Annotated in this window: 17 protein-coding genes and 1 tRNA gene; 4 read left to right on the plus strand and 14 right to left on the minus strand. The window is 60.7% G+C overall.

Going from position 1 to position 22,142, the window contains the following annotated elements; all coding sequences use genetic code 11:
* From H5U38_05385 to H5U38_05395, 3 genes are all read left to right on the plus strand, one after another.
* A partial coding sequence (locus tag H5U38_05385) for a hypothetical protein (GenBank protein MBC7186448.1) occupies window positions 1–620 on the plus strand: 620 nt, incomplete at its 5' end.
* Window positions 621–657: 37 nt separating this feature from the next.
* Entirely contained in the window at window positions 658–1,677 is a 1,020-nt protein-coding gene (locus tag H5U38_05390) for a PorV/PorQ family protein (protein MBC7186449.1), read from the plus strand.
* Window positions 1,678–1,791: 114 nt separating this feature from the next.
* Window positions 1,792–2,790 (plus strand): hypothetical protein, encoded by a 999-nt coding sequence (locus tag H5U38_05395; GenBank protein ID MBC7186450.1) that lies wholly within the window; start codon window positions 1,792–1,794, stop codon window positions 2,788–2,790.
* A 118-nt stretch (window positions 2,791–2,908) separates the two neighbouring features.
* Here H5U38_05395 and H5U38_05400 read toward each other — a convergent pair whose 3' ends face one another.
* Window positions 2,909–4,096, minus strand: a complete 1,188-nt coding sequence (locus tag H5U38_05400; GenBank protein ID MBC7186451.1) for a redoxin domain-containing protein — start codon at window positions 4,094–4,096, stop codon at window positions 2,909–2,911.
* A 498-nt stretch (window positions 4,097–4,594) separates the two neighbouring features.
* On the opposite strand from H5U38_05400, the gene H5U38_05405 reads away from it, so the two are divergent.
* The gene (locus tag H5U38_05405) at window positions 4,595–4,954 is read left to right on the plus strand and encodes a VOC family protein (GenBank protein ID MBC7186452.1); all 360 of its coding nucleotides are present in this window, start codon (window positions 4,595–4,597) and stop codon (window positions 4,952–4,954) included.
* Window positions 4,955–5,060: 106 nt separating this feature from the next.
* Here H5U38_05405 and H5U38_05410 read toward each other — a convergent pair whose 3' ends face one another.
* The 13 genes from H5U38_05410 to H5U38_05470 form a co-directional block, all read right to left on the minus strand.
* Window positions 5,061–5,519 (minus strand): hypothetical protein, encoded by a 459-nt coding sequence (locus H5U38_05410; GenBank protein ID MBC7186453.1) that lies wholly within the window; start codon window positions 5,517–5,519, stop codon window positions 5,061–5,063.
* 19 nt (window positions 5,520–5,538) lie between these two features.
* Complete coding sequence (locus H5U38_05415) at window positions 5,539–6,999, minus strand: aminoacyl-histidine dipeptidase (GenBank protein ID MBC7186454.1); 1,461 nt, start codon at window positions 6,997–6,999, stop codon at window positions 5,539–5,541.
* Between the two features lie 134 nt (window positions 7,000–7,133).
* Complete coding sequence (locus tag H5U38_05420) at window positions 7,134–8,699, minus strand: hypothetical protein (GenBank protein MBC7186455.1); 1,566 nt, start codon at window positions 8,697–8,699, stop codon at window positions 7,134–7,136.
* 87 nt (window positions 8,700–8,786) lie between these two features.
* Window positions 8,787–8,987 carry a cold-shock protein gene (locus tag H5U38_05425; GenBank protein MBC7186456.1) on the minus strand — a complete coding sequence of 67 codons (201 nt, stop codon included), beginning with the start codon at window positions 8,985–8,987 and terminating at the stop codon, window positions 8,787–8,789.
* Between the two features lie 313 nt (window positions 8,988–9,300).
* A tRNA-Met gene (locus H5U38_05430) sits at window positions 9,301–9,374 on the minus strand.
* A 1,109-nt stretch (window positions 9,375–10,483) separates the two neighbouring features.
* The gene (locus H5U38_05435; protein MBC7186457.1) at window positions 10,484–12,502 is read right to left on the minus strand and encodes a hypothetical protein; all 2,019 of its coding nucleotides are present in this window, start codon (window positions 12,500–12,502) and stop codon (window positions 10,484–10,486) included.
* A gap of 177 nt (window positions 12,503–12,679) precedes the next feature.
* Window positions 12,680–13,276, minus strand: coding sequence for a DUF1460 domain-containing protein (locus H5U38_05440; protein MBC7186458.1), 597 nt, complete (start codon window positions 13,274–13,276; stop codon window positions 12,680–12,682).
* Complete coding sequence (locus H5U38_05445) at window positions 13,277–13,786, minus strand: DUF1460 domain-containing protein (GenBank protein MBC7186459.1); 510 nt, start codon at window positions 13,784–13,786, stop codon at window positions 13,277–13,279.
* A gap of 123 nt (window positions 13,787–13,909) precedes the next feature.
* A complete protein-coding gene (locus H5U38_05450; protein MBC7186460.1) occupies window positions 13,910–17,011 on the minus strand; it encodes a family 10 glycosylhydrolase in 3,102 nt (1,033 codons plus the stop codon).
* Between the two features lie 42 nt (window positions 17,012–17,053).
* Window positions 17,054–19,585: an Ig-like domain-containing protein gene (locus H5U38_05455; protein MBC7186461.1), complete on the minus strand. Its 2,532-nt coding sequence runs from the start codon at window positions 19,583–19,585 to the stop codon at window positions 17,054–17,056.
* A gap of 42 nt (window positions 19,586–19,627) precedes the next feature.
* Entirely contained in the window at window positions 19,628–20,605 is a 978-nt protein-coding gene (locus H5U38_05460) for a PD40 domain-containing protein (GenBank protein ID MBC7186462.1), read from the minus strand.
* Window positions 20,606–20,641: 36 nt separating this feature from the next.
* Complete coding sequence (locus tag H5U38_05465) at window positions 20,642–21,757, minus strand: DUF5009 domain-containing protein (GenBank protein ID MBC7186463.1); 1,116 nt, start codon at window positions 21,755–21,757, stop codon at window positions 20,642–20,644.
* A 51-nt stretch (window positions 21,758–21,808) separates the two neighbouring features.
* The coding region (locus H5U38_05470) for a T9SS type A sorting domain-containing protein (GenBank protein MBC7186464.1) at window positions 21,809–22,142 on the minus strand (334 nt) is incomplete at its 5' end.

The following is a 22,142-nucleotide window of genomic DNA, read 5'->3' on the forward strand; positions in this document are numbered from 1 at the left end:
CAGACACGGGCGTGGACGACTGGTATGCTTGGCGCGTCTACCGCAAGAAAGGGGCATCCTTCGTGGGTGATCCACAGGACGCCTACAGCGGCGAGCGCTGGCAGCTCATCTACGAGACCACCAACCGCAATGAGACCACCTACATCGACAACGACGTCACGCGCGGCGTGAGCTACTACTACGCGGTGACCGCAGTGGATAACGGCACCCAGAATCGCGATGGCCTCTTCCCAGGGCAGAAGCTGGAGAGCTCGCGTTTTGCCAATCGCTCGGCCATGCCTGCCATCCCCTTCAAGGCCGGTCTGGCCACCACCGAGCGCGTGCGCGTGGTGCCTAACCCGGCAACGATCAAGGCAGGTGGCCTGGGCTTCCCTGGCACCGCCGACCGCATCCTGTTCACGCAACTGCCGTACAAGTGCAAGCTGCGCGTGTTCACCGAAACGGGAGACCAAATCACAAGCATCGACCATTTCGGCACCGACCAGGAAGTGTGGGACCAGCGGACGGACGCCAATCAGTACGTGACCAGTGGGATCTACATCCTTGCGGTCACTGAGGCAGAAGACGTCGATGGCCGCCAGCTCCCCGACCAGTTTGTCAAGTTCGTGCTGGTGCGTTAACCTGGCAGCCTCTTGCGGCAAGAGTGAGGAGAACACCATGAAGAGCAGATTGGTGTTGCTGACGATGGCGGTGACGCTGTGCGCGGCGTTACCCCTCCAAGGCCAGATCATCAAGAAAGGCCAGGTGGGGTTCCGGTTTCTGGAGAATCCCATCTCTGCCGAGGCCGTCGGGCGCGGGTGCCTGGGCGTAGCGGCTGCCCGCAGTGCCAACGCCGTGTTTTGGAACCCTGCCGGCTTGGCCTGGATTGACGGCCGGTGGGATGTGGCACTCAACTACACCAAGGGGATTGCCGACATCAATCACACCTCGGCGGCAGCGGCGCTGCAGCTTTCCCGCCTGGGCACACTGTGCGTGGACGCAATCATGATGGACTATGGGGATTTCTACGGCACACGACGGGCCGATAACGAGCAAGGGTTCATCGATACCGGCGTATTCTCGCCATCAGCCTGGGCAGTCGGCCTTTCCTTCGCCCAACGGGTGAGCGACCGCTTCTCCTATGGCGTGCACCTCAAGTACGCCTACCAGGACTTGGGCGACGCCTGGGTGGCCACTGCTGGCTCCGATGTGGATGACCCCAACTTGCGGATCGCCCAAAAGTCCTACGCGCACGGTGAGCCGGCGGTGGACGTAGGCGCGGTCTATGACTTTGCCTATCACGGTATCCGCTTTGGCGCCGTCATTCAAAACGTCTCCCGCGAAATCCGCTATGAGAGCGAAAAGTTCCCCTTGCCGTTCGCAGTGAGCTTTGCTCTGAACGTCAAGCCGCTGTCGTTCCTCCTCCCCGAGCTCAACGAGCATGACCTCGTCTTGGGTTTTGAGTCGCGGCACCCGCGTGATTTCAAGGAGAAGCTCAAAGTGGGCGCCGAGTACACGTTCCACGAGATGCTCATGGTGCGGGCAGGGTACATGGGCAACTATGACGAGCGCGGGTTGACGGCGGGCATTGGGGTACGGCAGAAGGTCGGCAACTCCACTATGCGCATGGACTATGCGTTTCAGGACTTTGGCCTGTTCAGCAGTGTGCACCTTTTCACGTTCGGTATGAGTTACTGAGCTTAGCTCCCGTTGACTCGACCCCAGACGAGCCCTGGCCTTTGCCAGGGCTCAATCGCAATCGCCGGACCGGATAAACGACGCTCAGGCCAAGTGACTCTGACCAAGGAGGCGATGTTGAGACGAGAAGGGAAGGAACTTATCCGCGCCGCCAGGCGCGTTGCCGTGCCCACCGCCATGCTGCTGGCGTTTGGTTCCCTGCATTGTGCCGCGCACCGAGGTGAGCCTGCCTCACGTCCTGCGCCTCATCCTGATGTGGTGACCACCACGCGGGCAGCGCCGGCTCCCTGGCTCAACGAACCGGCAAGCCGCTGGCTGCGCGACTTTTCCGGCTCGCCCCGCGACGATGAGCTCGCCCCTCCGACGTCAAGCCTTGAAGAGGAAGGCATCGGCACCAAAATGCGGGTGTTTGACCTCTTTGACCGCTGGCAACTGCGGCCAGAAGTCCGGGCTGACCGCGGCACCTCCTGGGCCGACATTACCGGCGAGTGCAAGGGGATGATCGAACTGGACTTTGCCCTCACTCCCGAGCAATGGCAGGACCCAGAGCGGCGTGGCGCCTATTACCGCGCCGTGGATACGCTGATCACCAACATTGGCACCAGATTGCTTGCCGACTTCGGGGAAGCGCTGCAGGGGACGGAGCGGGAACTCTTCCTGCGCGCCCTCAAAGCCCTGGCCTGGCAGGAGAGCAAATGGCAACACTACCTTCGCTACAAGGACTGGTTCTTTGTAATCGTGAGCGGCGGCTCATACAACAAGTTGGATGACTGGGGGATCACGCAACTGGCACGATCTTCGTTTGACGAGAAGGTGCTGTTGAACAAGAACTTTTTCGACAGCAAGGGCTACTGCTCCATCTCCAGCACGCTCTACTACGGCTTCATGCACTTCTATTTTTGCTACTTGGAGGCGCGCAGCAACCCGGACAATGGACCGAGCCTCCTCAACAAGATAGTCGGCGCCTACAACCGTTACTCGTCGGGCTACAGCTCCAGTTGCTTTGCCTTGGCCGAGAGCGACCCGGCTTATCGGAGCTACCAGATTCGGGCTATGGGCTTATTCAAGGACACATTTGTCCTTGAACCATGGCGGGCACAGACAGGATGGTAAGGGGAACCCCGCCGGACAGCAGGCGGGTCATTCCCTCGCAGCGCTCCTAGGGCTCTTACACCAGATGTGGTTCGGGCGCTCTGTACAGAGAGGGACAGAGCGCCCCGAGCGTATGTGCTCACACCTTGAGCAGCTCTCTGAGCTTCGCCTCGATCATTTGGGCCTGATGCTCACCTGAGCCGACCACAATGAGCTGCACCACCCCTTTTTGGTCGATGACCGCGACAGTGGGGATGCCTTTTACCCCGTAGGCGTCAAAGTTGCGCTTTGCCTGCTGGTCGTTTGCCACTGCGTAGGGGAAGGGGATCTCGTGGTGGAGCTTGAACTTCTTTATCCACTCCAACTCTTCCTGGGGCGACAACCCGCTAAGATTCTGCCCTAACTGGTTGAACCGGCCGTAGTACTTGGTGAGGCCAACAATCTGCAGTCCCTTGTCGTGGAACTCGGCGTACCACTTCTTGAGGTGGGGGAAGGTGGCGCGACACGGTCCGCACCACGGCGCCCAAAAGTCGAGCAGCACCACCTTGCCGCGCAGGGCCGCCAAGGTAGTAGGCTGGCCATCTATCCATTCGCTGGCGGCGAAGGCCGGCGCGGGTCGGCCCACCAGTTGCAGCCTTGTCAGCGTGGCGCGCAAATAGCTCTTCGCCCCCTCGTCCTTGGCTGCCTTCATTTCCTCATTCAGCAGGCTCACAGCGCGAGGCAGCTCGTCGCGGGCCGCGGCAATTTCTGCCTTGAAGCTGACTGCCGAATAGCGCTGCTGTTCGGGGGCCTTCTCGATGGCCCGGTCCACCCAGAGCTCCGCCTTCTCCAGGTCTCCTCCGTCAAAGAACCCGTAGGCCAAGCCAAGGCACTGTCCAAAGTCGGGTTGCACGCCGAGCGCGGCCATCTTCTCTTCGGCGAATGCTTCCGCCTTGTGGAGGCTGTCGGCAAAGAGGTAACTCTGCAACAGGCGCACTGCGGCAAGGCTGTCTTTCTGCCCGCGGACGGTCAGATATTTTTCCAGCGCCTGTTGCTCCTTGCCGTAATCACCCAGCACCTGGTAGAGCGATCCCAGTGCCAGGAGGTCTTCGCCCTTCACCCGTGCCAGCCGTACGCGCTCCGTGTAGCGCCTGGCCAGGTCCATCTGCACCGTGCGCAGGCTGTCGTAGTTGCGCGACACTTTGAGCCCCTTTACCCACACGCTGTCTACTTCCGCCGCTTTGGCGGCCAAGTTGGCCTCGGGGGCCTCCCCGCAGGAGGCCAGAACCAAGGCCATCCCTGCAAAAAAGCACGTAGCGCCCGCCCACCTTCTTGCCGTTCTCTGCATAGACTTTCCTCCTGGTTAGCGTTCCAAAGCTCCTGGAGCGGATCCCATTCGCCCAAGACCACCCTCCGCAGGCGTTGTGCGAAAAGCGCGCACTGTGCCCCCTGCTGCAGCAGATTCCCCGCGCCCTGGCCAACGCCCGACGATCCCTCAAGTGCACCGTGCGGCGGAACTCAGCTGTGGTCGTAGCCGCTTCTTGCCCGCGACAAAAAGAGATCTGCACCGCTGCTGGGCGCCAACCCTCTGCCCCGTAGCCAACCGCGGGGCTCCCCATGTGCTCGGGCGCCAACGAGGCACACGCTTGGCGAACGCCGCTCTTCGCAGCGAGAAAAAGCTTGACTTTGACGCGCAAAGTTCTTACAATAGAAACAAGGTCGCGCGCAGCAACGTCTCGCTGAACCCTTCTTGGCACGAGGGCGCACCCTGGGTCTCGAGAGAGGCTGGGAGCCCAGGTCGTCCATGCGCCGGCATGACCCTCACTCACGAAAGGAGGAAACGGCCATGCCCGACTCTTTGGACCGCATCCTGCTGGCGGTGAGATCGATAGAAGACTCTGTCGCTTTCTATCGGAACGTGCTGGGCGCGCGCGTCAAGTTGCGCGAGCCAGACCTGTGCATCCTCACCCTCGGTGGCATCGAGCTGTGCATAGAGCTGGAGCGCCCGGAGCTCGCCGACGAACGTCCGGTGAAACATGGCTTCGCCTTCGGCTTCAGCGTGGCCAATGTGGATAGCGCCTACGGCGAACTCCGCACCAAGAAAGACGCACCTGTCCTGACCACGCCGCGCGAATCGCGGCTGGGGCGCTACTTTGAGATCGTGGACCCCGACGGCCACATCATTCGGTTCACCGAGAAACGCTGAGCGATCCGGACAGACTGGAGTCCCGCGCCTCTTTCCCCTGTCCGAGCACTGCACCTGGGGGACCTGGCCGAGGCGTCCGTCTGTCCATGCCTGCGGACCAGCACTCTCAACTCCGCGTACAGCTCTTGCCCAGGCCGTACGAAGCTACCTTTTCCCGGGCGCAGGCCTCAAAGCCGGCCAGCAACTCCGGCCGCTGGGGTACGCAGGTGCGCACAAAGTCTTGCAAGAGCTCGCGCCCTCGCGCCCAAGCGTCTCTCTCAAATGCCAGCCTTTCTTCCCCCAGCGGCAGGTCCACCAAGCGCCAGTACTTGGCAACTTGACCTTGCCCCGCGAACTCGCGATATTGCAGGTAATGGCCCACCTCGTGAAAGAGCAGATACAGCTCTTCGCTATGGTCTTCTTTTCCTGCTACAAACAGCACCACCGCTGCCCGCTCTGCGTGCGGGGCGAAAAAGTAGGAAACCGGGCCGTCTACTTCCACAAGCTGCACCGCAAGCTCAGGAAGACGGTCCCAGCACAGAAAAGCCTTGGCCTGCACCAGAAGCTCGCGACCCACACGTGCCATGGGGCACCACCAGCTTCAGTTATGCCTTGGCAAGGCGCGCCAAGGCAGCCGTCAGAAGCTTCCAGAAACTTTCGACGGAGGCGACGTTGACGCGTTCCTCAGGCGAATGCGGGTGCTGGATGGTAGGACCCAGCGAGATCATGTCCATGCCTGGGAACTTTTCGCCGATGATGCCGCACTCCAGGCCGGCGTGCACGGCCATCACTTCGGCCTCCTTGCCGAACACCTGGCGATGCACCTCCTGCATCACCGCCAGCAAAGGAGATTGCAGGTTGGGCGTCCAACTGGGGTAGCCGCCGGGCTGCTCAATCTCCGCCCCTACCAGTTCGGCAAAGGCTTTGAGGCGGTTGCGTACGGCCTCCAGCGCCGACATGACCGAGCTGCGACTGCTCATCTGGATGATGGCGTGCGTTTCGTTGCAGGCTAAGGTGGCCACATTGTTGGAGGTCTCCACCAACCCGGCAATCTCCCTACTCATGGCCAGCACGCCGTGCGGTAGCACATACAGCGAGTTGAGCAGTCGCTGCCAAGAGGCACCGTCCAAGACTCGCGCCGGCGCCTTTGGCAGCTTTTCGATCTTCACCTGCAGACCCGGTTCAACAGTGCGGAACTCAAACTTGATCGCCTCGGCCAGGCGGTTGACGCGCGTCGTGAAATCCTCGACACTGTGCCTGCCGACCAGGACGTCCGCCCAGGCCTCGCGGGCGATGGCATTGCGCTTGTTGCCGCCCCCGCAGTCGGCTGCGAGGTATTCGTATGCCCCGTCCGCTCGCCACAACAGGCGCGTCAACACCTTCAGCGCGTTCGCTCGACCCGTGTTGATGTCCAAGCCCGAGTGCCCCCCACGCAGGCCGCTGACGTGGACCTTGAGCGCCTCTCCTTCGGGAGCCGGCACATAGCTGACCGGCAGCTTGAGCACCGAGTCTGCCCCGCCGGCGCACCCGATGGTGTAAACCCCCTCTTCCTCGCTGTCGAGATTCAGGTACTTCTTGCCCTTGAGAAAGCCGGGTTTGATGTGCCGCGCCCCGGTCAGGCCGGTCTCCTCGTCAACCGTGAAGAGAAACTCCAACGGGCCATGGACAAGGGAACGATCTTCCATGACTGCTAACGCCGCGGCGACACCGATGCCATTGTCCGACCCGAGGGTTGTCCCTTTGGCGGTCACCCAGCCGTCGACGAGCTGGAGCTCGATGGCGTCGCGCCGAAAATCATGGGCCACGTCGGAGTTCTTCTCGCAGACCATGTCCAAGTGGCCCTGCAGAATGACCGTCTCCGCCCGCTCGTGCCCGGGCGATGCCGGCTTGCGCACGACGATGTTTCCCACCTCATCCCTCTCTGCCGCCAGACCATGCCTTGCCGCCACTGCCAGCACATAGTCTCCGAGCGCCTTTTCATTGCCTGAACAGTGGGGAATCTTGCGGATCTCGTCAAAGTGCCGCCACAGTGCCGTCGGCTTCAAACCTTCCAGCAGTGATGCCATGAGCCTTTCCTCCTTTTCGCTTCGCATCGAGAGACCGTTGAGCCTTCTCTGCAAGACGCGTGACTGTCTTAAACTTACGACTCTCTGCCGAGAAATGCCACAAGTTTTTCTGACGAGCACGCCGCACCACCCGCTCAAGAGGGATCTTTCTTGGACACGTCGACGAGCACGTAAAAGCGGGACCTGCCGTTCCTGAAGCACTCGAAGCTCCCCGCCAAGCCTGCCGGCGCAGGCAGTTCCACTCGCGCGGGGTGGGTTGCGCGAACATATGCCGTAAGGAGCCTTCTGATGTGGTCGTTATTGCTGACGTTGCTGGACACCAGAACATAGCGATAGGTACTCCGCCGCAACGAACGTCTGAGGGCCCTTGCCAGCAAAGGGAAGAATTGCAGATAGAGGGCGTTGTTAGAACGTGGGATTTGGATACGGTCAATGACCAAGGCTCGCGCCACATCCCCAAAGTCGAGGCAGTACACATTGCCGATCCATGCGCGGCCTCGGAAGAAGCGCATGTTAAAAAATCTTGGCTCGGCCAGATGTCGCCGCGCCAGGTTTGCCTCCGAGGTGCAGTCGCTGGAAATATGACCCTTTAACAGGTCAAGGTAATCCTTGGTCGGATAGAGGTCCAAAAAGTCCTTGCGATACAAAACACGTCTTATCTCCGTCGTGAAGTGCACCTTCGTACCATAAGATTGGGGCCGGTAGACCTTGCTCAGCTGCACAAGATTCTTTTCAAGGACAAGCTGCTCGTAGAGCTGCCGGGCTCTGGTGAGCTCGGTGCGCAGGTTGCGCAACATCCCTAGGAGACGCGTCTTTTCGCCCTCGTCAATACGGAAGACGCGTACCGCGCGCTCTGCAGCCCCCAACCTCCGCGCAATGTTTTCCGGCTCAACTGCGCGGCGCACCATCGAGGTTAGGGCGTTCCGCTGATAGACGGTGAGTTCGACTTTTTCAAGACGGCGCACAAAGCTCTCGATGGGCACCTGGGGCCGGAGGAGACGTGAGTAGAGCATCCGCGGCACGCGGCAAAAGAGGAGTTCGGCCACGGCATTCTGGAAGGCAAACGACTCTTTACCCTCTGCCAGCCCTTGCCGCACCGCATCCAGCACATCCTCGTTGCCGAGCCCAAATGCCGTGTACGCCAGCAGGAGGGTGCGGAACGCCGCTATCCTCTGCGCATCGTGCGTCCCACCTTCGATAAGGTGCTTGCACAGTGTGCGCAGGTGAGTGGCAAAGGCGCGTACGAGGAGGTGGCGCCGGTGCGGATCGAGGTAGGCGCTGAGCTTAGCTCGCACCTCATCGGAGAAAAGCGCCGCTCCTTCCTCGCATCCGAGTAGATTGGCGACGAAGGAACCCAATTCCCGGGCACCGACAATGCGCTCAAGAGAGGCATGGTAGGGGGCAAAATCGGCGCTATTCTGCTCCAGAGCAAGCGCGGCAGTCGTCTTGACCTGCATGCGCGGGATGCGCACGAGCTCAGTAGTACGGAGTTGATAAGCCTTGAGGCGGATTCTCGGGTGAAGCACCGCCAAGGCAGGCGGGGCCGTTACCGTTAAACCCCGGGCCAGGTTTGCCAGGCGTCGCATATCCTTCGGGTTGAATCCGGGGGGAGGGGTCACCAGCGCTGCCTGGAGCTCCTCCCAAGTAGTGATGCGGTAGGGTGGAGACAGGTACGCCAGGGGTGTTTCTTGCGGTGTCATCCTTCAGCTTGCCTCATGTACCGGCGAAAACAGTGCAAAAAAAACCCCGACGCCAGCGACGTCGGGGTGTGCGGGATCCTGTCGCGGTCAGATGACCGAGACGTTCGTGGCCTGCAGGCCCTTCGGGGTCTCCATGATGTCGAATTGCACGCGCTGGCCTTCGCTCAGCTTGCGAAATCCTTCGCCCTCGATCTGGCGGTAATGTACGAACACATCGCCACCCGAATCGCGGGTGATGAACCCGTACCCCTTGGCCTCATTGAACCACTTTACCACTCCCTGTTCCATGCTGCAAAATCCTTTCAAAACGGTGAGACGGACCAGTACAACCGGAGTGTTGCAGCTCTGTTCGGAACGCTCGGCGGACCGCGAGAGCACCTCGCCCACCCGTTCGCCGCGCCCTCGCCTCCTCCCCCGCGGCACTACTGCGCGTACAACAGAGGGCTGACATACAGTACTTCGGTGTACCAACAATTGTGGTCAAATGTAACAACAATCCGCGAAGAATGCAAGCACTTTCTTCACATTTTTCTCTGCGGCCGCAGGAAAGGTGCCTGCGGGCAGAGAAAGCAAAGGCAGCCCGACGAGCTGCCTTTGATAGTAGCGGGGGGTGGATTTGAACCACCGACCTTTGGGTTATGAGCCCAACGAGCTACCAGACTGCTCCACCCCGCGATTTCGGTTACTAATATACAACAATTTTGCCGAAAATCAAGGGCTTTTTTGCCGCCCCGTGAACAGCTCAGGCAAGCACTCGCCATTGCTCTGTCTTAGTCCGCTAGCATTGGATAGGTCCGGTTCGAATCTTCTTACCCCGAGGCCATCCTCCACCTCTTGCTCCGACAGCTGAAAGATCTCCCCGCATGTCTGCCAGAGGTTTACTCGACCGGCACGTGAGCAAGGGAGGACCACCCATAAGCCACGGATCCCATACCGAGCGCCGCAAAGACTCCAAGAATCCGGCTGACCCGCGTCCGCAACTCGTCTGCCGCTTCCAGATCGACGTCCAGCACTTGAATCATATGGCGCCGCTTTAGCCCTTCGTCGCTGACCACCTGCTTCCTCAGTACGCGATGCGCCCTATCGCCACCGGTGCCCTTTCGCGAGCTTTCCTGTGAGCTGCCGATAGAAAACTCCACGCAATTTGCCGGTTGCGTGCTCGCATATCTCCGACGCCATGCCATCCCGTTCAAGGGAGCCTCCCCCCAAAGTGACTGGGGCAACAGATTCCGCGGCTCCGCAGAGGCCAAGGCCAGTCCCTTTTGTGCGCCTCGCGAAAGAAGGCTAAGGCCTCACCCATCACCCCATCCCGGTGGCCACCCCACACTTCAACGGCTTGGTGGAGAATTTCCACAGGCGCGTCGAACAGGAACTCTCCACCATCGAGCTCACCACCTCCGAGGGTGACCGTTTGGGCGAAACCGGTATCTACCGGCTGCCCTGCCACTTCCTCCGTCCCTATGGCCGCCTACCCCACCCCAATAGGTGCAGCGTCACTCCGTACCAGTTCCTGCAAAGCGAGATGCCTCACGCCCCCTCCCCACCTTTCTTGCCACCCGCTATCCCTGACAAGATGCCCCTGAGGGGCTCACAACTCATCCATCCCCACATGCCTCAAAGAACATGGACGGGCCTGCCCGAAGACGTCGAGAAGTTGACCACGCAGCGAGTTCGCCGGCCTGCATCCCTTATCTTCAGCGAGGAGCGCCCTCCCTCGGCTCAGCCGGCCAGCCTGGTAGCCCTTGGGGTCTCGGTCAGGAAGACAGCCGTACAGGGCCCTTCGGTCACTCCACCACCACCACTTCGTGAATGTCAACCTTCGGCACGGTCAGCGTAACCTGGCCGTCCCGGAAGTGGTACTGCAACTTCTTGCCGGCCGGCATCAGGCGCACCACTTTCGGCCTGGCACTCTGCCTGAGGCGCACTGTCAGTGGCCCCACGGGCGGAATCTGATCGAACACACTCACTCTGCTATCGGAGTGAGAGCCGGCGGTGTTGACCAAATTGATCAACAACCTGCCTTCCTTGCGATTGACGGTCACATCCACGTCGTGCGAACCGGTGACTTCCACGAGCGGTGCTGGGAAGAGCTCACGCACCAAGGCGCTGAGAAAATCGCGGCTGACTGTCGTGGCCAAGTTCATGTATCGCTCGCCAAGGTTCAGGTAGACCGCGGCGATTTGTCCACGCCCGTAAGAGGCAATCGAGGCCGCGATGGCCGGCTCTCCGAAAAAGTCGTTGTTCTCGTAGATTTCACCCAATGGGCGAACCCCCGAGCTCAGTTCCACCGGCTGATACTCGGCGTTAATGCCCGCCAGAAATCCGCCGTACGCCAGTCCATTCACGCGCCTCTGGGGCTCACCCTGAAATGTGACCCCCAGCTCCTTTTCAAATAGCCTAGCAGCCCTGGGCCCAATGACCAGCAGCCTCCCGCCGCTGGCGACGTATTCCAGGAGGAATGCCTTGAACTCTGGATCGATGTAACTCCATTCCGGGTAGATGAGCAACGGGTACTGCCGCGCACGCTCGCGCAAGTGATGCTCCATGACAACGTCAACCACGTTCTGGCCGTCCAACAAACACTGAAGGATGCCTTTGATGCCGCTCACCTCCTCAGTCCACCCGGCAAACGGCTTGGGGCTCTGGCGATAAAATGCGGCTGTGGAAAGGATCAAGCCGATCTGCGGCACGGGTTCGGCTTTGTGGCAAAGCGCCTGGCGCGCACGACAGAATTTCGCCACTTCGGCCATCACGCGCATCTGCCACCGGCGGATCGAACCGTCGCGCTTCTGCGGAAAATAGGCCTGGAATCCTCCGCCCAGTGCCAGGACAATCGCTGCTTCCTGCTGCAGTTGCGGCACCGACTTGGTGCTGTAGAGCTGGTCCGTCCAGGTGAAGCTCCAGGCCATCAGGTCCCATGGCTTGCCCTGCTGCGCCATCACCCGCCCCTCGAAGCGCGCCGAATTGACGCTGTTCCGCCACAAGTAGTCGCCGGAAATAAAGTCAACAGGCACAGTCACCGGCTCGGGCATGAACGAGGTGAACGACCAGTTGCTGGCAATCTGGAACTCTGGGCGATGGGCGTGGAGCTCAGTGACGTAGTGGTTCAGGTAGTCCCGATAACCAGCGCGCTGAAATTCCAAGAACTCAAACCAGTGCGGATCCTCGGGCGACTTGGGTGGCTCCGCAATCCCCGTCTTTGCCTTGAACGCCTCCAGCGCGCGGGGCGAGTAGTCGGGTTCAACTGCCCAGCAGTCGCCGTCCACCCAAACCCCATCGATGCCATACTCGTCGGCCAACTCTTTGAGCTGTGGGATGAGGAGCTGGTCCACATAGGGTCCAAACACCGAGGTCTTTTGCCGGCTCACCTCGCCCTTTTCATTCACGCATGCCCAATCGGGATGAGACTGCACAGCCTTCTCGTCCCACACCCCGGAGTAGTGCACGTAGAGCGCCACGCCCCGTTCGGCAGTCACCTCCCGCCAAATGCGCAGGGGGTCGAGAACAAACCCCGGGGCCTGATGGCCGACTTTGGTCAGATAGCTGGAAACACCGGGATGACCCTTGCAGTCACACTGCACATAGTCGGGCTTGACCGTGTCGATGATGTACTCGACCATCTCCCGACTAACATGTCTGCCGATTTCATTGCAATCGTCCCCGGCGTGAAAATCAAAGTGGATGCCCAGAAAGCTCTCCGAACGCTTGAGGCGCTTGGGGTAGGTCTTTGGTTGCCCAACTCCACTTTCAATTGTGCCGGCAAGGAGCACAAGAATGGAGACGAACAAACCAACTCTTCGCATCGTCATTCTCCCTGATCCGCCCTCTCTGCGATTCCGCCTCGCCAGTGTCCTGTCAAATGGGCAGCGTGCCCCCTCGCAAGATTTACAGCTTGAGTCAGAAGGAACCAGCTTGGTTGGAGTTACCCGGGTCAAATACCTCTTGCTGCGTTCGTGCCGCCATTGGCCCCGCAGAGCGGCTCAAAGGCTTGCATGTGGCACAAACTGCACGCGCGGGGCCTCTGGACCGTCCAGGCGGCGCAACTCGTCAAGCGCATCTGTCCTGAGACGATAAAAGCGAAAGCCGTAGAAGTAGGGCTTGAGAGGAAGGAGCGGCTTCTCCTTTCCTTTGCCGGTCCGCCGAACGCGCTCGTTGTGCTCCTGGATCTTGCGGTTGCGGGCCGCAATGCGCTGGTTCTCCTTCTCCCTGGTGGCGCGCAATTTCGGCGCGTCCCTGTACAACCCCATGAGAGGCTCCTCTACCACCCGCGGATGCGTGGAGTGCAGCAGATTGACCGTGCCGTCTTCGCTGCGGGTGATGAGCCCCACATGCCCCACGTAGAGGCCATCCTGGTTGCCGCGCACAATGTTGACAAAGTCACCAGGCTGAAGCCGGTCGATGAATTCGGGCAGAAGCTCATAGGGAATGTAGGACCAGCTGAGCTCCTGGGGCGGTATCTCCTGGCCGATGCCGAACCGCCGAAAGAAGCGCGCGCGGTCGATCACTGAGGCCACGGGCACCGCACGGTCTCCCACCAGCTCAGCGGTGAGGTCTTGCACTAGCCAGGAGTTGTTCACCTACCAGTCGGCTTCGGTGTAGTGATTTCTGGTGAGCATACCGATGCGGCCGTCCTTGTAGCGGATCCGCTGCAGGAGCGCCATGAAGCTCGGCCAGTCGTGGGCCAGGGCCATGGCGTACATGTGCTCGGCGAAAACAAGGCAGTCGCTCTTGCGCAGGCTAAAAAGCGGATCAGGATCGTAGATCTCAAAAGGGAACTCGCCCAGAAGGAAAATCTGGTAGGGCTGGCCAACCATCTTCCGTGCCAAGTGCTGCACGCGAAGGCGCAGGTCTGGCTCCACCTCGCGCAGGTAGCGAAGGTAGAGGTCAACTTCCCGCTCGGAGAAGCGATAGAGAGGCGTCCTTTGCATGCGGAGCAACTGCTCGGCGCTCATGCCCAGACGTGCGGCCACCTCCAACTCCTGGTTGCTGAGCGCGGGCTTCCTTGCAGGCAGCAAGGCAGCACAACCGGCGAGCCCCAATAGCATGAGAATACCCGCCACAACTGCCAAAACATACACTCGCCCCATCAGCAGCAGCCTCCTCCTTCCGGTCCCTGTCCTAAACCTCGCTACCCGACCCTCTTGGTGCGCGGCACTGCCGCCCGCTGCAGCCGCCCAGGCACGGGCTTCTCCTATCCGCGCAGAAACGGCTCATCGGGCCAGAACCAACTTCCTGGTCATCGCCTGACCGTGGGACACGAGGCGACAAAAGTACGTGCCGGACGGCAGCCCGCGAGCATCGAACTGCACCCGATAGCGGCCTGGGGCCAACGTCTGGTCCACTAGGGTCGCCACTTCCCGGCCCAGCATGTCGTACACCACCAGTCGGACGCCGCCGGTGCTGGCAATGTCGAACGGGATGGTCGCCACGGGGTTGAACGGATTCGGGTATGCCGGATGCAGCATGAAGGCAAGCGGCACCCCACTGCCATTCGGTTCCACACTCAGCGGCTCCGTTGACTTTTTCACTATGCGCAAGTTATCGAAGAAAAGCCGCCCCTTGATGGCCCCGGACTCGCCCCGCGTTAGCTGGAAGCTATCGATGCGGTACGCCTTGCCGTTCATGATGCCGTCACCGATCCAACTACCCACACTCCCGGGGTCGCTCAGGCACCATTCTACCAAGCGCCAGCCGTACCAGTCGATGGTCACCCAGTTGGAGACCTCGTGATAAGGCCAATCGGTGCCCGTCCCTTCATCCAGGCAGAAACGAAACTTGTTGCCGCTCGCATCGCCGTAGAGATAGACTTGGAGCGTGTAAGTGGTATCGAACACCACGTCGCGCGGCGGTCCGGTCTTCAGGTACTCCCGCAGGAGATAACCTTGTGGCGGCGGTGTCTCCATCCATTCGTACGTCAGGAAAGCCGAGCGCTTTGATACCGGCCGCGTGGCCGAAGCGGGCAGGTACACGGCGCTGTTGATGCCAAAGGTCGAGTTAGCCACGACGATTCCGGAGGTGGAGCCGCTGTAGCTGGGCTGCTCCCAGTTGCCCGCAGCGGAAAAGTCGTCGATCATGCGGCTCTCCACATAATGCGCCACCGAAGTACGAAAGCCCCAGCTAAAGTCCTCTTCCATCTGGTTGCCGGTTGTGTCCTGAATCGTGTTGCGCACGTGTACCGCGTACTCGGTGTCCGGCGTGAGGGGCTCCCATGCCCTAACGCAGACCAGGGAGCGGTCGGCCGTTGCCGTAGCCAGAGCCTCGACATTGGCCGCCCCAGCAGCACTCGTGACACTGACAGTCGTATCCGTCATGCTTTCCGGCTTGATGAGCTCATCGAATACCAGCGTAATCACGTCATCCACGTCCATGGGCTGGCCGACTGGGAACGCAGGATACGTCACCAGGATGCGCGGCCCGACATCATCAATCTGGCGCGTGGTAAAGCGCAGGACGAATGGATCCCCTTCCACCCCATCGCCATTACCGTCCAAGTGGCGACCGTTGATGTCCGTAGCGCTGGCTCCCACCGTCACAGTGTACGGAGTAGCAAACTGCAGGCGCGCGGGCAAAACCTGCAGCACCTTCCCATCAAGCCAGGTGCTCCTCGCCACTTCAATGGGTGGGTCAAGACTAAGCGCTGCCTCAACACTGCTCTTGTCCATTGTTTTGGAAAAGGTGAAAGAGATCGCAGCGTTCACCGGGACCGTGTCACCTTCCGCCGGGCTAGTAGCTACCACAACCGGTGCAAAAGAAGGGATTGGATCGGTGACCACCACGTTGGACGGCGCAGACTCGTTCCAGTAGCGATCCAGCACTGTTGCCGCGTAGCGATACGCGCCATTGTAGTCCTGCGTGCCCAGGAACTCTTCCACCACGGTGTATGGCGTCGTGCCGAAATGAATATCCACGATGCGGTCCTGCTCAAGGTCGATGACGTCGTCCTCGGAGCGGTAGATGGCATAGCGGTGCGGTGTACTGAGCGATGGCGGCGGGGTAACCGTCAGCTCGTAGCGCAGCGAATCTAATTTGCGGATGGCGATGCTCGGGGCCTCGGGCGGATCGGCGTGCGGGGACCAGCCGGAGCGCACCTTGGTCTTGCGCTCGAAAAAGGTTTGCCCGGCTTCGTCCCAGTACTGGTAGGCCTGCCAGCTGCCGTAGCTGAAGAATTGGAACCCGTCCACCCACGGGACGGTACGGCAAATCTCCACGACCGCAGGATGACGGTACCACACCTTTTCGTCGGCGAATTGGTACGACCCCGGCCCGACAGTGAACAGTCGCCCCTCGGCAATGCCTTTCTGGATCCAGGGCCCCCAGGACTCGCTCGGGCCCACAAGCATGGCGTAGAACCCGTCAGGCGTGAGCCAGTGGTAGTGCATGGGGGTGAGCTGCTCCACATAGCCTTCATTGAACCAAAGCGCCGCATCCTGGTATACGGTTCCGTAGCCCTGCCAGCTGGACCAGTTGTACTTGCCCAATGCTGCCGGCGACAGTCTGACCCACGGCTTTACCGCTTGGATGGAGTCGTGCAACACCCGCACGAATTCAGTCACCGACCACCGCCACCAGTCCTCCCATGAGGCAAAGCCAGCAGGCACGCCGGCACTGTACGGGTGTTCAATGTCGAAGAGGTAGCGGCCGGCGGCGTTCTCTTGCAGGTCCTGGAGTTGCTCCAGCGGGATCATGCCGTCCAGCAACTGTTGTTGCTCGGCCATCTTGGCCAGCTTCTTGGAGAGCTTGGAGTTGCTGTACTCGTTCCAGCGCACGTAGTCAAGGTGCAGGCCATCGATATCGTACTTGCGGACGATTTCCATCGCCACGGCAATGGTGTACGCCCGCACAGCCTCCAGACCCGGGGAAAAGGCAATATTGCTGGTCATGGGGTTGCCGTCCCGATCGCGACAAATCCACTCCGGGTGGAGGACCGCCGGGGCACCGGGATAGGTGGAGGAGACCTGAAACACGTTGAACCAGGCATGCAACTCCATGCCCCGCTTGTGCGCCTCTTCGATGGCATAGGCCAAAGGATCGTAGCCGGGATGCTGGTAGCCGGCGTAGTAGCCCCATGGCTCGAACGAGGAGTTGTAGTAGGCCGTCCCGCTTTGCCGACATTGCCACAAGACCGCATTCATGTTTGCCGCCTTGTGCCGGTCCAGGATGGCCCGCACGTTTGCCTTGTTCTGCTCAGCAGTGAGCGACGGACTGATGTGCTCCCAGGTAATCACCCAGGTGGCACGGAATTCCCTATTGCCACCGGCGAGTAGGTTCTGGGCGAGGATCATACTCAACAGCAAACTACACAGCCGTTTCATGAGGCCTCCCGCATGAAAAATCGTTCGTGCTGCAGTTCCCCCTTAGCGCGTAAGGACGAGCTGAACGCTCGCGCTCCCCTCGTCTGTGGTCAAGCGACAAACGTAGACGCCACTTGCCACGCTCTGTCCCAGATCATCGGTTCCATCCCACTGCACGCGGTAGGCGCCCCCGGTTTGCGGCCGGTCCACCACGGTCTTGACCTTCCGTCCCAATGCATCGTAAAGGGCTAACTGCACATGGTGCACGCCCTCAGGCACTTCGTAGTGGAGCGTCACCAGGGCGTTGAACGGATTTGGGTAGCCCTGGGAAAGGCGAAGCCTCGTCGGCACACTGGCTGCAGGTGCCTCCACGGCGACCTGAGCGGCCCGGGCGATGCGTAGGTCGTCAAAGACCAGCGTGCCCTGCGCTGCGCTTCCGGGATGGTAAGAGAGCTGGATGCTGTCGAAGCCAAGGGTCCCGTCCAAGTTGCCGTCGCCCAGCCAGGTCCCCGTGCCATCGCGCGACATGTCCCAGGTCACCAATCGCCACCCCACCCAGTCGATAGTGTACCATGGGCTCACCTCGTGGTTGGCGGCCTGGTAGTCGGGCACGCGGTCGTCCACGCAAAAACGGAACAAGGTGCCGCTCCCGTCGCCGAACACGTAGACCTGCAACAGGTAGGAGCTATCAAAGCGTACATTTTTCGGCGCGCCTCCGGACAGGTACACCCGGATGAGCCAGGAGGAGGCACCTACGTCCCAGGCATAGTTCACCCTCATAGCGGTAGTGCTTCCCGTGAGGAGGTTCACCACCTCCTGCTCCGCCTGTCTGTTCGTTTGCTCGGTCACAATGCCTGTGGTGCTGCCACTTTGTTGCGGCGCCCACCAGTTGCCCAGGCCCGCCTCAAAATCGTCGATGCGCGTGGTCTGCAGGGACGTGCCTGTGGTGACGAAGCTGTAGGAGCGGTTATTGATGACCACGTTGCCAAAATAGTCCCGCAGGCCAGCGAAGATCCTCGTGACATACGTCTCCCGTGGGTACAATGGGCCATCTGGGAAGAACGTCAACACGCTCTGCTTGTTCACCAGATAGTGCTTCAGCTTACCGGGGACGTAGGTATGGTCTAGGAAGCGCTCCACTTTGAAAAGCGCGGCAAAGTCCACCGTGGTGTCCAGCTTTTCGTCGTACCATGCGCTGATGATGGGATCAAGCTCAACATTGGTGGCGTTCTGCTTCGGGTAAATCTTGACCAGCTTTGGGGGAGTGATGTCCGCACGGCTGGTGCGGAAGTGGACGACGAAATCGTCGCCGCCCACGCCGTCACCATTGCCGTCCAGCAAGTACCCATGAATGCTGCGCGCCGTGCCGGCGATGCTCAGCACATAGTCGGTGGTGAAGAGCAGGGTATCCGTCTTTACGGTGAGACGCGTGCCGTCAGAAGACCAGGAGAACGAAACGGCGGCTGGGGGCTGCAGCGCAAAGGCTGCTTCCACCGACTGCTGATCCATGGGCCTGCTGAAGGTGATGGACATGTCTGCCCAGGCGGGAAAAGCCGTATCGCCATTCGCCGGGTAGGTACTCTTGACCACCGGCGGCACGGTGCTGTACAGTCCCACATCCACGAAGGTAAAAAAGGTGTCAGACAGAGTGACGCGCATTTGCACGGGGATGTAGTTGTCAGCCTCGACGCTTAGCTCAGTGCTGCCCGTACCCAACCCTTCGATGTAGTAGAAGCCGTTGTGCAGCTGCTGCGGATCGGTGGAGTAGAGGTGGAATAGCGACTCGTAGGTATCGGTCACGTAGGTGGAGCCACCCACGGTGACCCTGGCGCCGTTGAGCGGGACGCCTGTCTCCGCATCGTAGACGATCCCGGTGCAGATTCCCGGTGCCGGTCGCGGCAGGCGGTGGAAGCGCAAGATAGACCAGAAGAAGGTACGCGCCTCCAGCCGCTTCCAGTCGGCATTCATAAAGAGCTGGTTCTGCCGCGGATTGGTGTGGAAACCGGCCTCGCTCAGCTCGGAGGGCATGGTCGTCTCGCGGTTCACGTGCAGGTATGGCCCACCGGAAGTCCGACAAAAGTCCGACCAGGTGTAGAAGCTGCAATCGCCGATGGAGCCCCTGGTGGTCGTGCGCATCCCGCGTGTCAGAAGCACGACCATGATATCCGACATCGCCTTGCCGCCGGGCGGGTACTTCTCCTGGCCGTTGTAGTATTGGCCCCACAGGAGCAACGTGCTGTTGGCCGAAGGGTCGCCAGCATCGCTGTGGATGGAGTGAAACCAGGCAGCACCGACGCGGTTGGCAAAATCGGTGCGTTGGGTCAGCGACACCTGCTGCTGGTCGTTGGTGCGCGAGATGTAGACCGTGTCGATGTCCGTCTCGTTGAGCAGCATCTCGCGCAGGCGCAAGCCGACGCGCAAGTTGCGCTCCGCCTCAGAGTAGCCGTACACCCCCATGTTCTCCTTCTGGCTGTGGCCGGGGTCGAGGAAAATGTTCCAGCCAGCCAACCCGGTCACTTGCGCCAGCCCAAACGCCGGCAGGAACAGACCCGCCAGAAGCACAAGCCTGCCCAAGCACGTTTTCTTCATGTTCATCTGCATCTATGTCCTGTCTCCGTTGTTCCTTCGCAAGCCGACTCACTGCTCAATGCGCATCTTGCCGGTGTCTGCGATCTCGACGCGGAGCACATAGATCGCCCCCTCGTCCATGGTATCGAATGCTATCTTGCTCCCGTCCGGCGACCAGCAAGGGTTCATCTCCAGCCGATCGGGCGTCGCGGTGAGCGCCATCTTTCCTGAGCCGTCGGCTGCGATGCAGTAGATGTCCGAAGAAGTGAACTGATGACCGTCATCCTCGGCGATCATGTACACCAGGTGGTAGCTGTCCGGCGCCCACTGCGGTCTGTTCCCACGCCCCAAGTCCACGAGGCCGGTTCCGTCGGTGTTCACCACATAGAGGTCGCCGCCCAGGACTTCGAAGGCCACGCGCCGCCCATCGGGGGAGACAACCTCGTTGAGGTATTGCTCGCCCGGCAGGGGATCAAGGGTGGCTAAGGGTTTGCCACCTGGGCCAGCCACCACAATTGCGCCCCCCTTCTGGTAGCAGAAGTAGCGGGCAGAGACCTTGGCCATCTCCGCCGCGTGCTTTCCCGAGTCCACCACCTCCACTTCCTTCGTCCCGACGATCACCACCTTGGTGTCCCCATCTGCCCAGTGCGGCAGCTCGGGCATAGAGGTGCGGTACTCGGTCAAGAGGGTAGCCTCGCCGGTGTCGACGCGAAAGACCTTGGCTGCGTTGTAGCGGAAGGGACCACGATACTGTGCCACGCGCGCCAGAATCGCCCGAGAATCGGCCGACCACTCGAACCCATAGCCTGCGGCCGGCTCAGCGGTCAATTCCCGCACGCCGCTGCCATCGGCCTTCATCACCCATAGCCCCTCGTACCGCTCCCCGGTGAAAGCGATCATCTGGCCGTCCGGTGACCAAACCGGGTTCATGAAAAAGTTGCCGTCACCTCCCACCAGCTTGACCGCTTTGCCCACCACTCTGACCCCACCGCTCACCTGGCTCCAGGTCACGAGCAGCAGACTCAAAACAACCCACAGACGCCTCATGTCAGTTTCCTCACCTTCTCAACACACGTCACCGCTTCACAATTTGATAAAGATCCTCTTGCGATAGAGGACGGTCAATATGCCCAGCCACAGGAGAATGTGCAGGAGCGGGTAAAGCAAGGATCCGCCCCAGTTGCCGGCCACCGGTACCAGCACCTTGTTGTAGATCAAGCCTTTCACCGATTGCCGGCTGCCATCGGCCATGGTGAACTGCCAGTAGTAGAGCCATTTGGCCAAGAGCGAAGAGCCAAAGTAGGCCAGGATGGCGTTGCTGCCGTATACGATCAGCGGCTGCACTCCGCGCCGCCACCCCTTGATGTCGATGGCCCAGTAGCTCATGGCAAGAAAGTGCAGCGCCAGCCCCGTGGTGTAGAGAACGTAGCTGCTCGTCCACAACTGCTTGTTCAGGGGCATCCAGGTTTCCCAGATGAGCGCCGCCACCAGGAGGAGATTGGCCGAAACGAACATGCCCGTGGCCTTTTCCAATGCCGCCCGTTCGCCGCGCAACCACTGCCCGGTCAGGTAACCCAACAGGGTGCTGGCAATAGCGGGCAACGTGCTCAGAAAACCCTCCGGGTCAAAGTCCGGCTTCCACATGTGCCCCTTGAGGAGCAAGTTGTCCACGTACTGCGCCAAGTTGCTGCCCAACGCCCAGGGATCGGCTCCCCGCCCGGGAAAGGGCACCAGTGCCATAATGGCCCAGTATCCCACCAGGAGCAGCACGAGGCTCACCACCTGCCCACGCCTGCCGAGGTGCAGCACCAGCAACGACGCAAAAAAGTAGCACAGCCCGATCCGCTGCAACACGCCAGGCAGGCGCATGTGGGCGAAATCAAACTCTGGAAACAGGTTCAAAAACCACCCAAGAAGCAAGAGGAGCGCCGTCCTCTTCACGACCTGCAGATAGAGGGGAGCCTTCTTGCCGGCAGCTTCCAATCTTCTCGCAAAAGAAAAGGCCATGGCAACGCCCATGATGAACAGGAAGAAAGGAAACACAAGGTCGGTGGGCGTGCAGCCGTGCCATTCGGCATGACGGAGCGGAGGGAGCACGTACCGCCAGCTCCCTGGGTTGTTCACCAAAGTCATGAAGATGATCGTGAGGCCACGGAAAGCATCCAGCGAGAGGAGCCTCTTCGAGGGCCTTGCTTGCATGGTGTCTAAACCTCTTTGCTTACTTTTCTGAGATGACACTCTCCGGAACCTTCAGCGCACGACGGCGAGTTTGCCGGTCAGGGCTTGGCGCTCGGTCTTGAGGCGGTAGAAATAGACCCCGGACGGCAAATCGTTCACCGCCCAATGCACCTCATGGCGTCCTGCAGGCAGCGTGCCTTCTACGAGCACCGCCACCTGCTGCCCGGCGGCATTGTAGACGCGCAGCTCCACGCGCCCCTCACGGTCGAGCTCATACGCAATTATTGCCTGGGCATTGCAGGGATTCGGGTAGCTCTGCTCCAGGCGAAAACGGTGCGGAGCACCCCCTGGCAGGGGCTGGTCCGCGAAGGTCACCTCGTGGAGCAACGCAAACTTGATGGCGTCG

Source organism: Calditrichota bacterium (assembly GCA_014359355.1).
Classification (GTDB): domain Bacteria; phylum Zhuqueibacterota; class Zhuqueibacteria; order JANLFK01; family Oleimicrobiaceae; genus Oleimicrobium.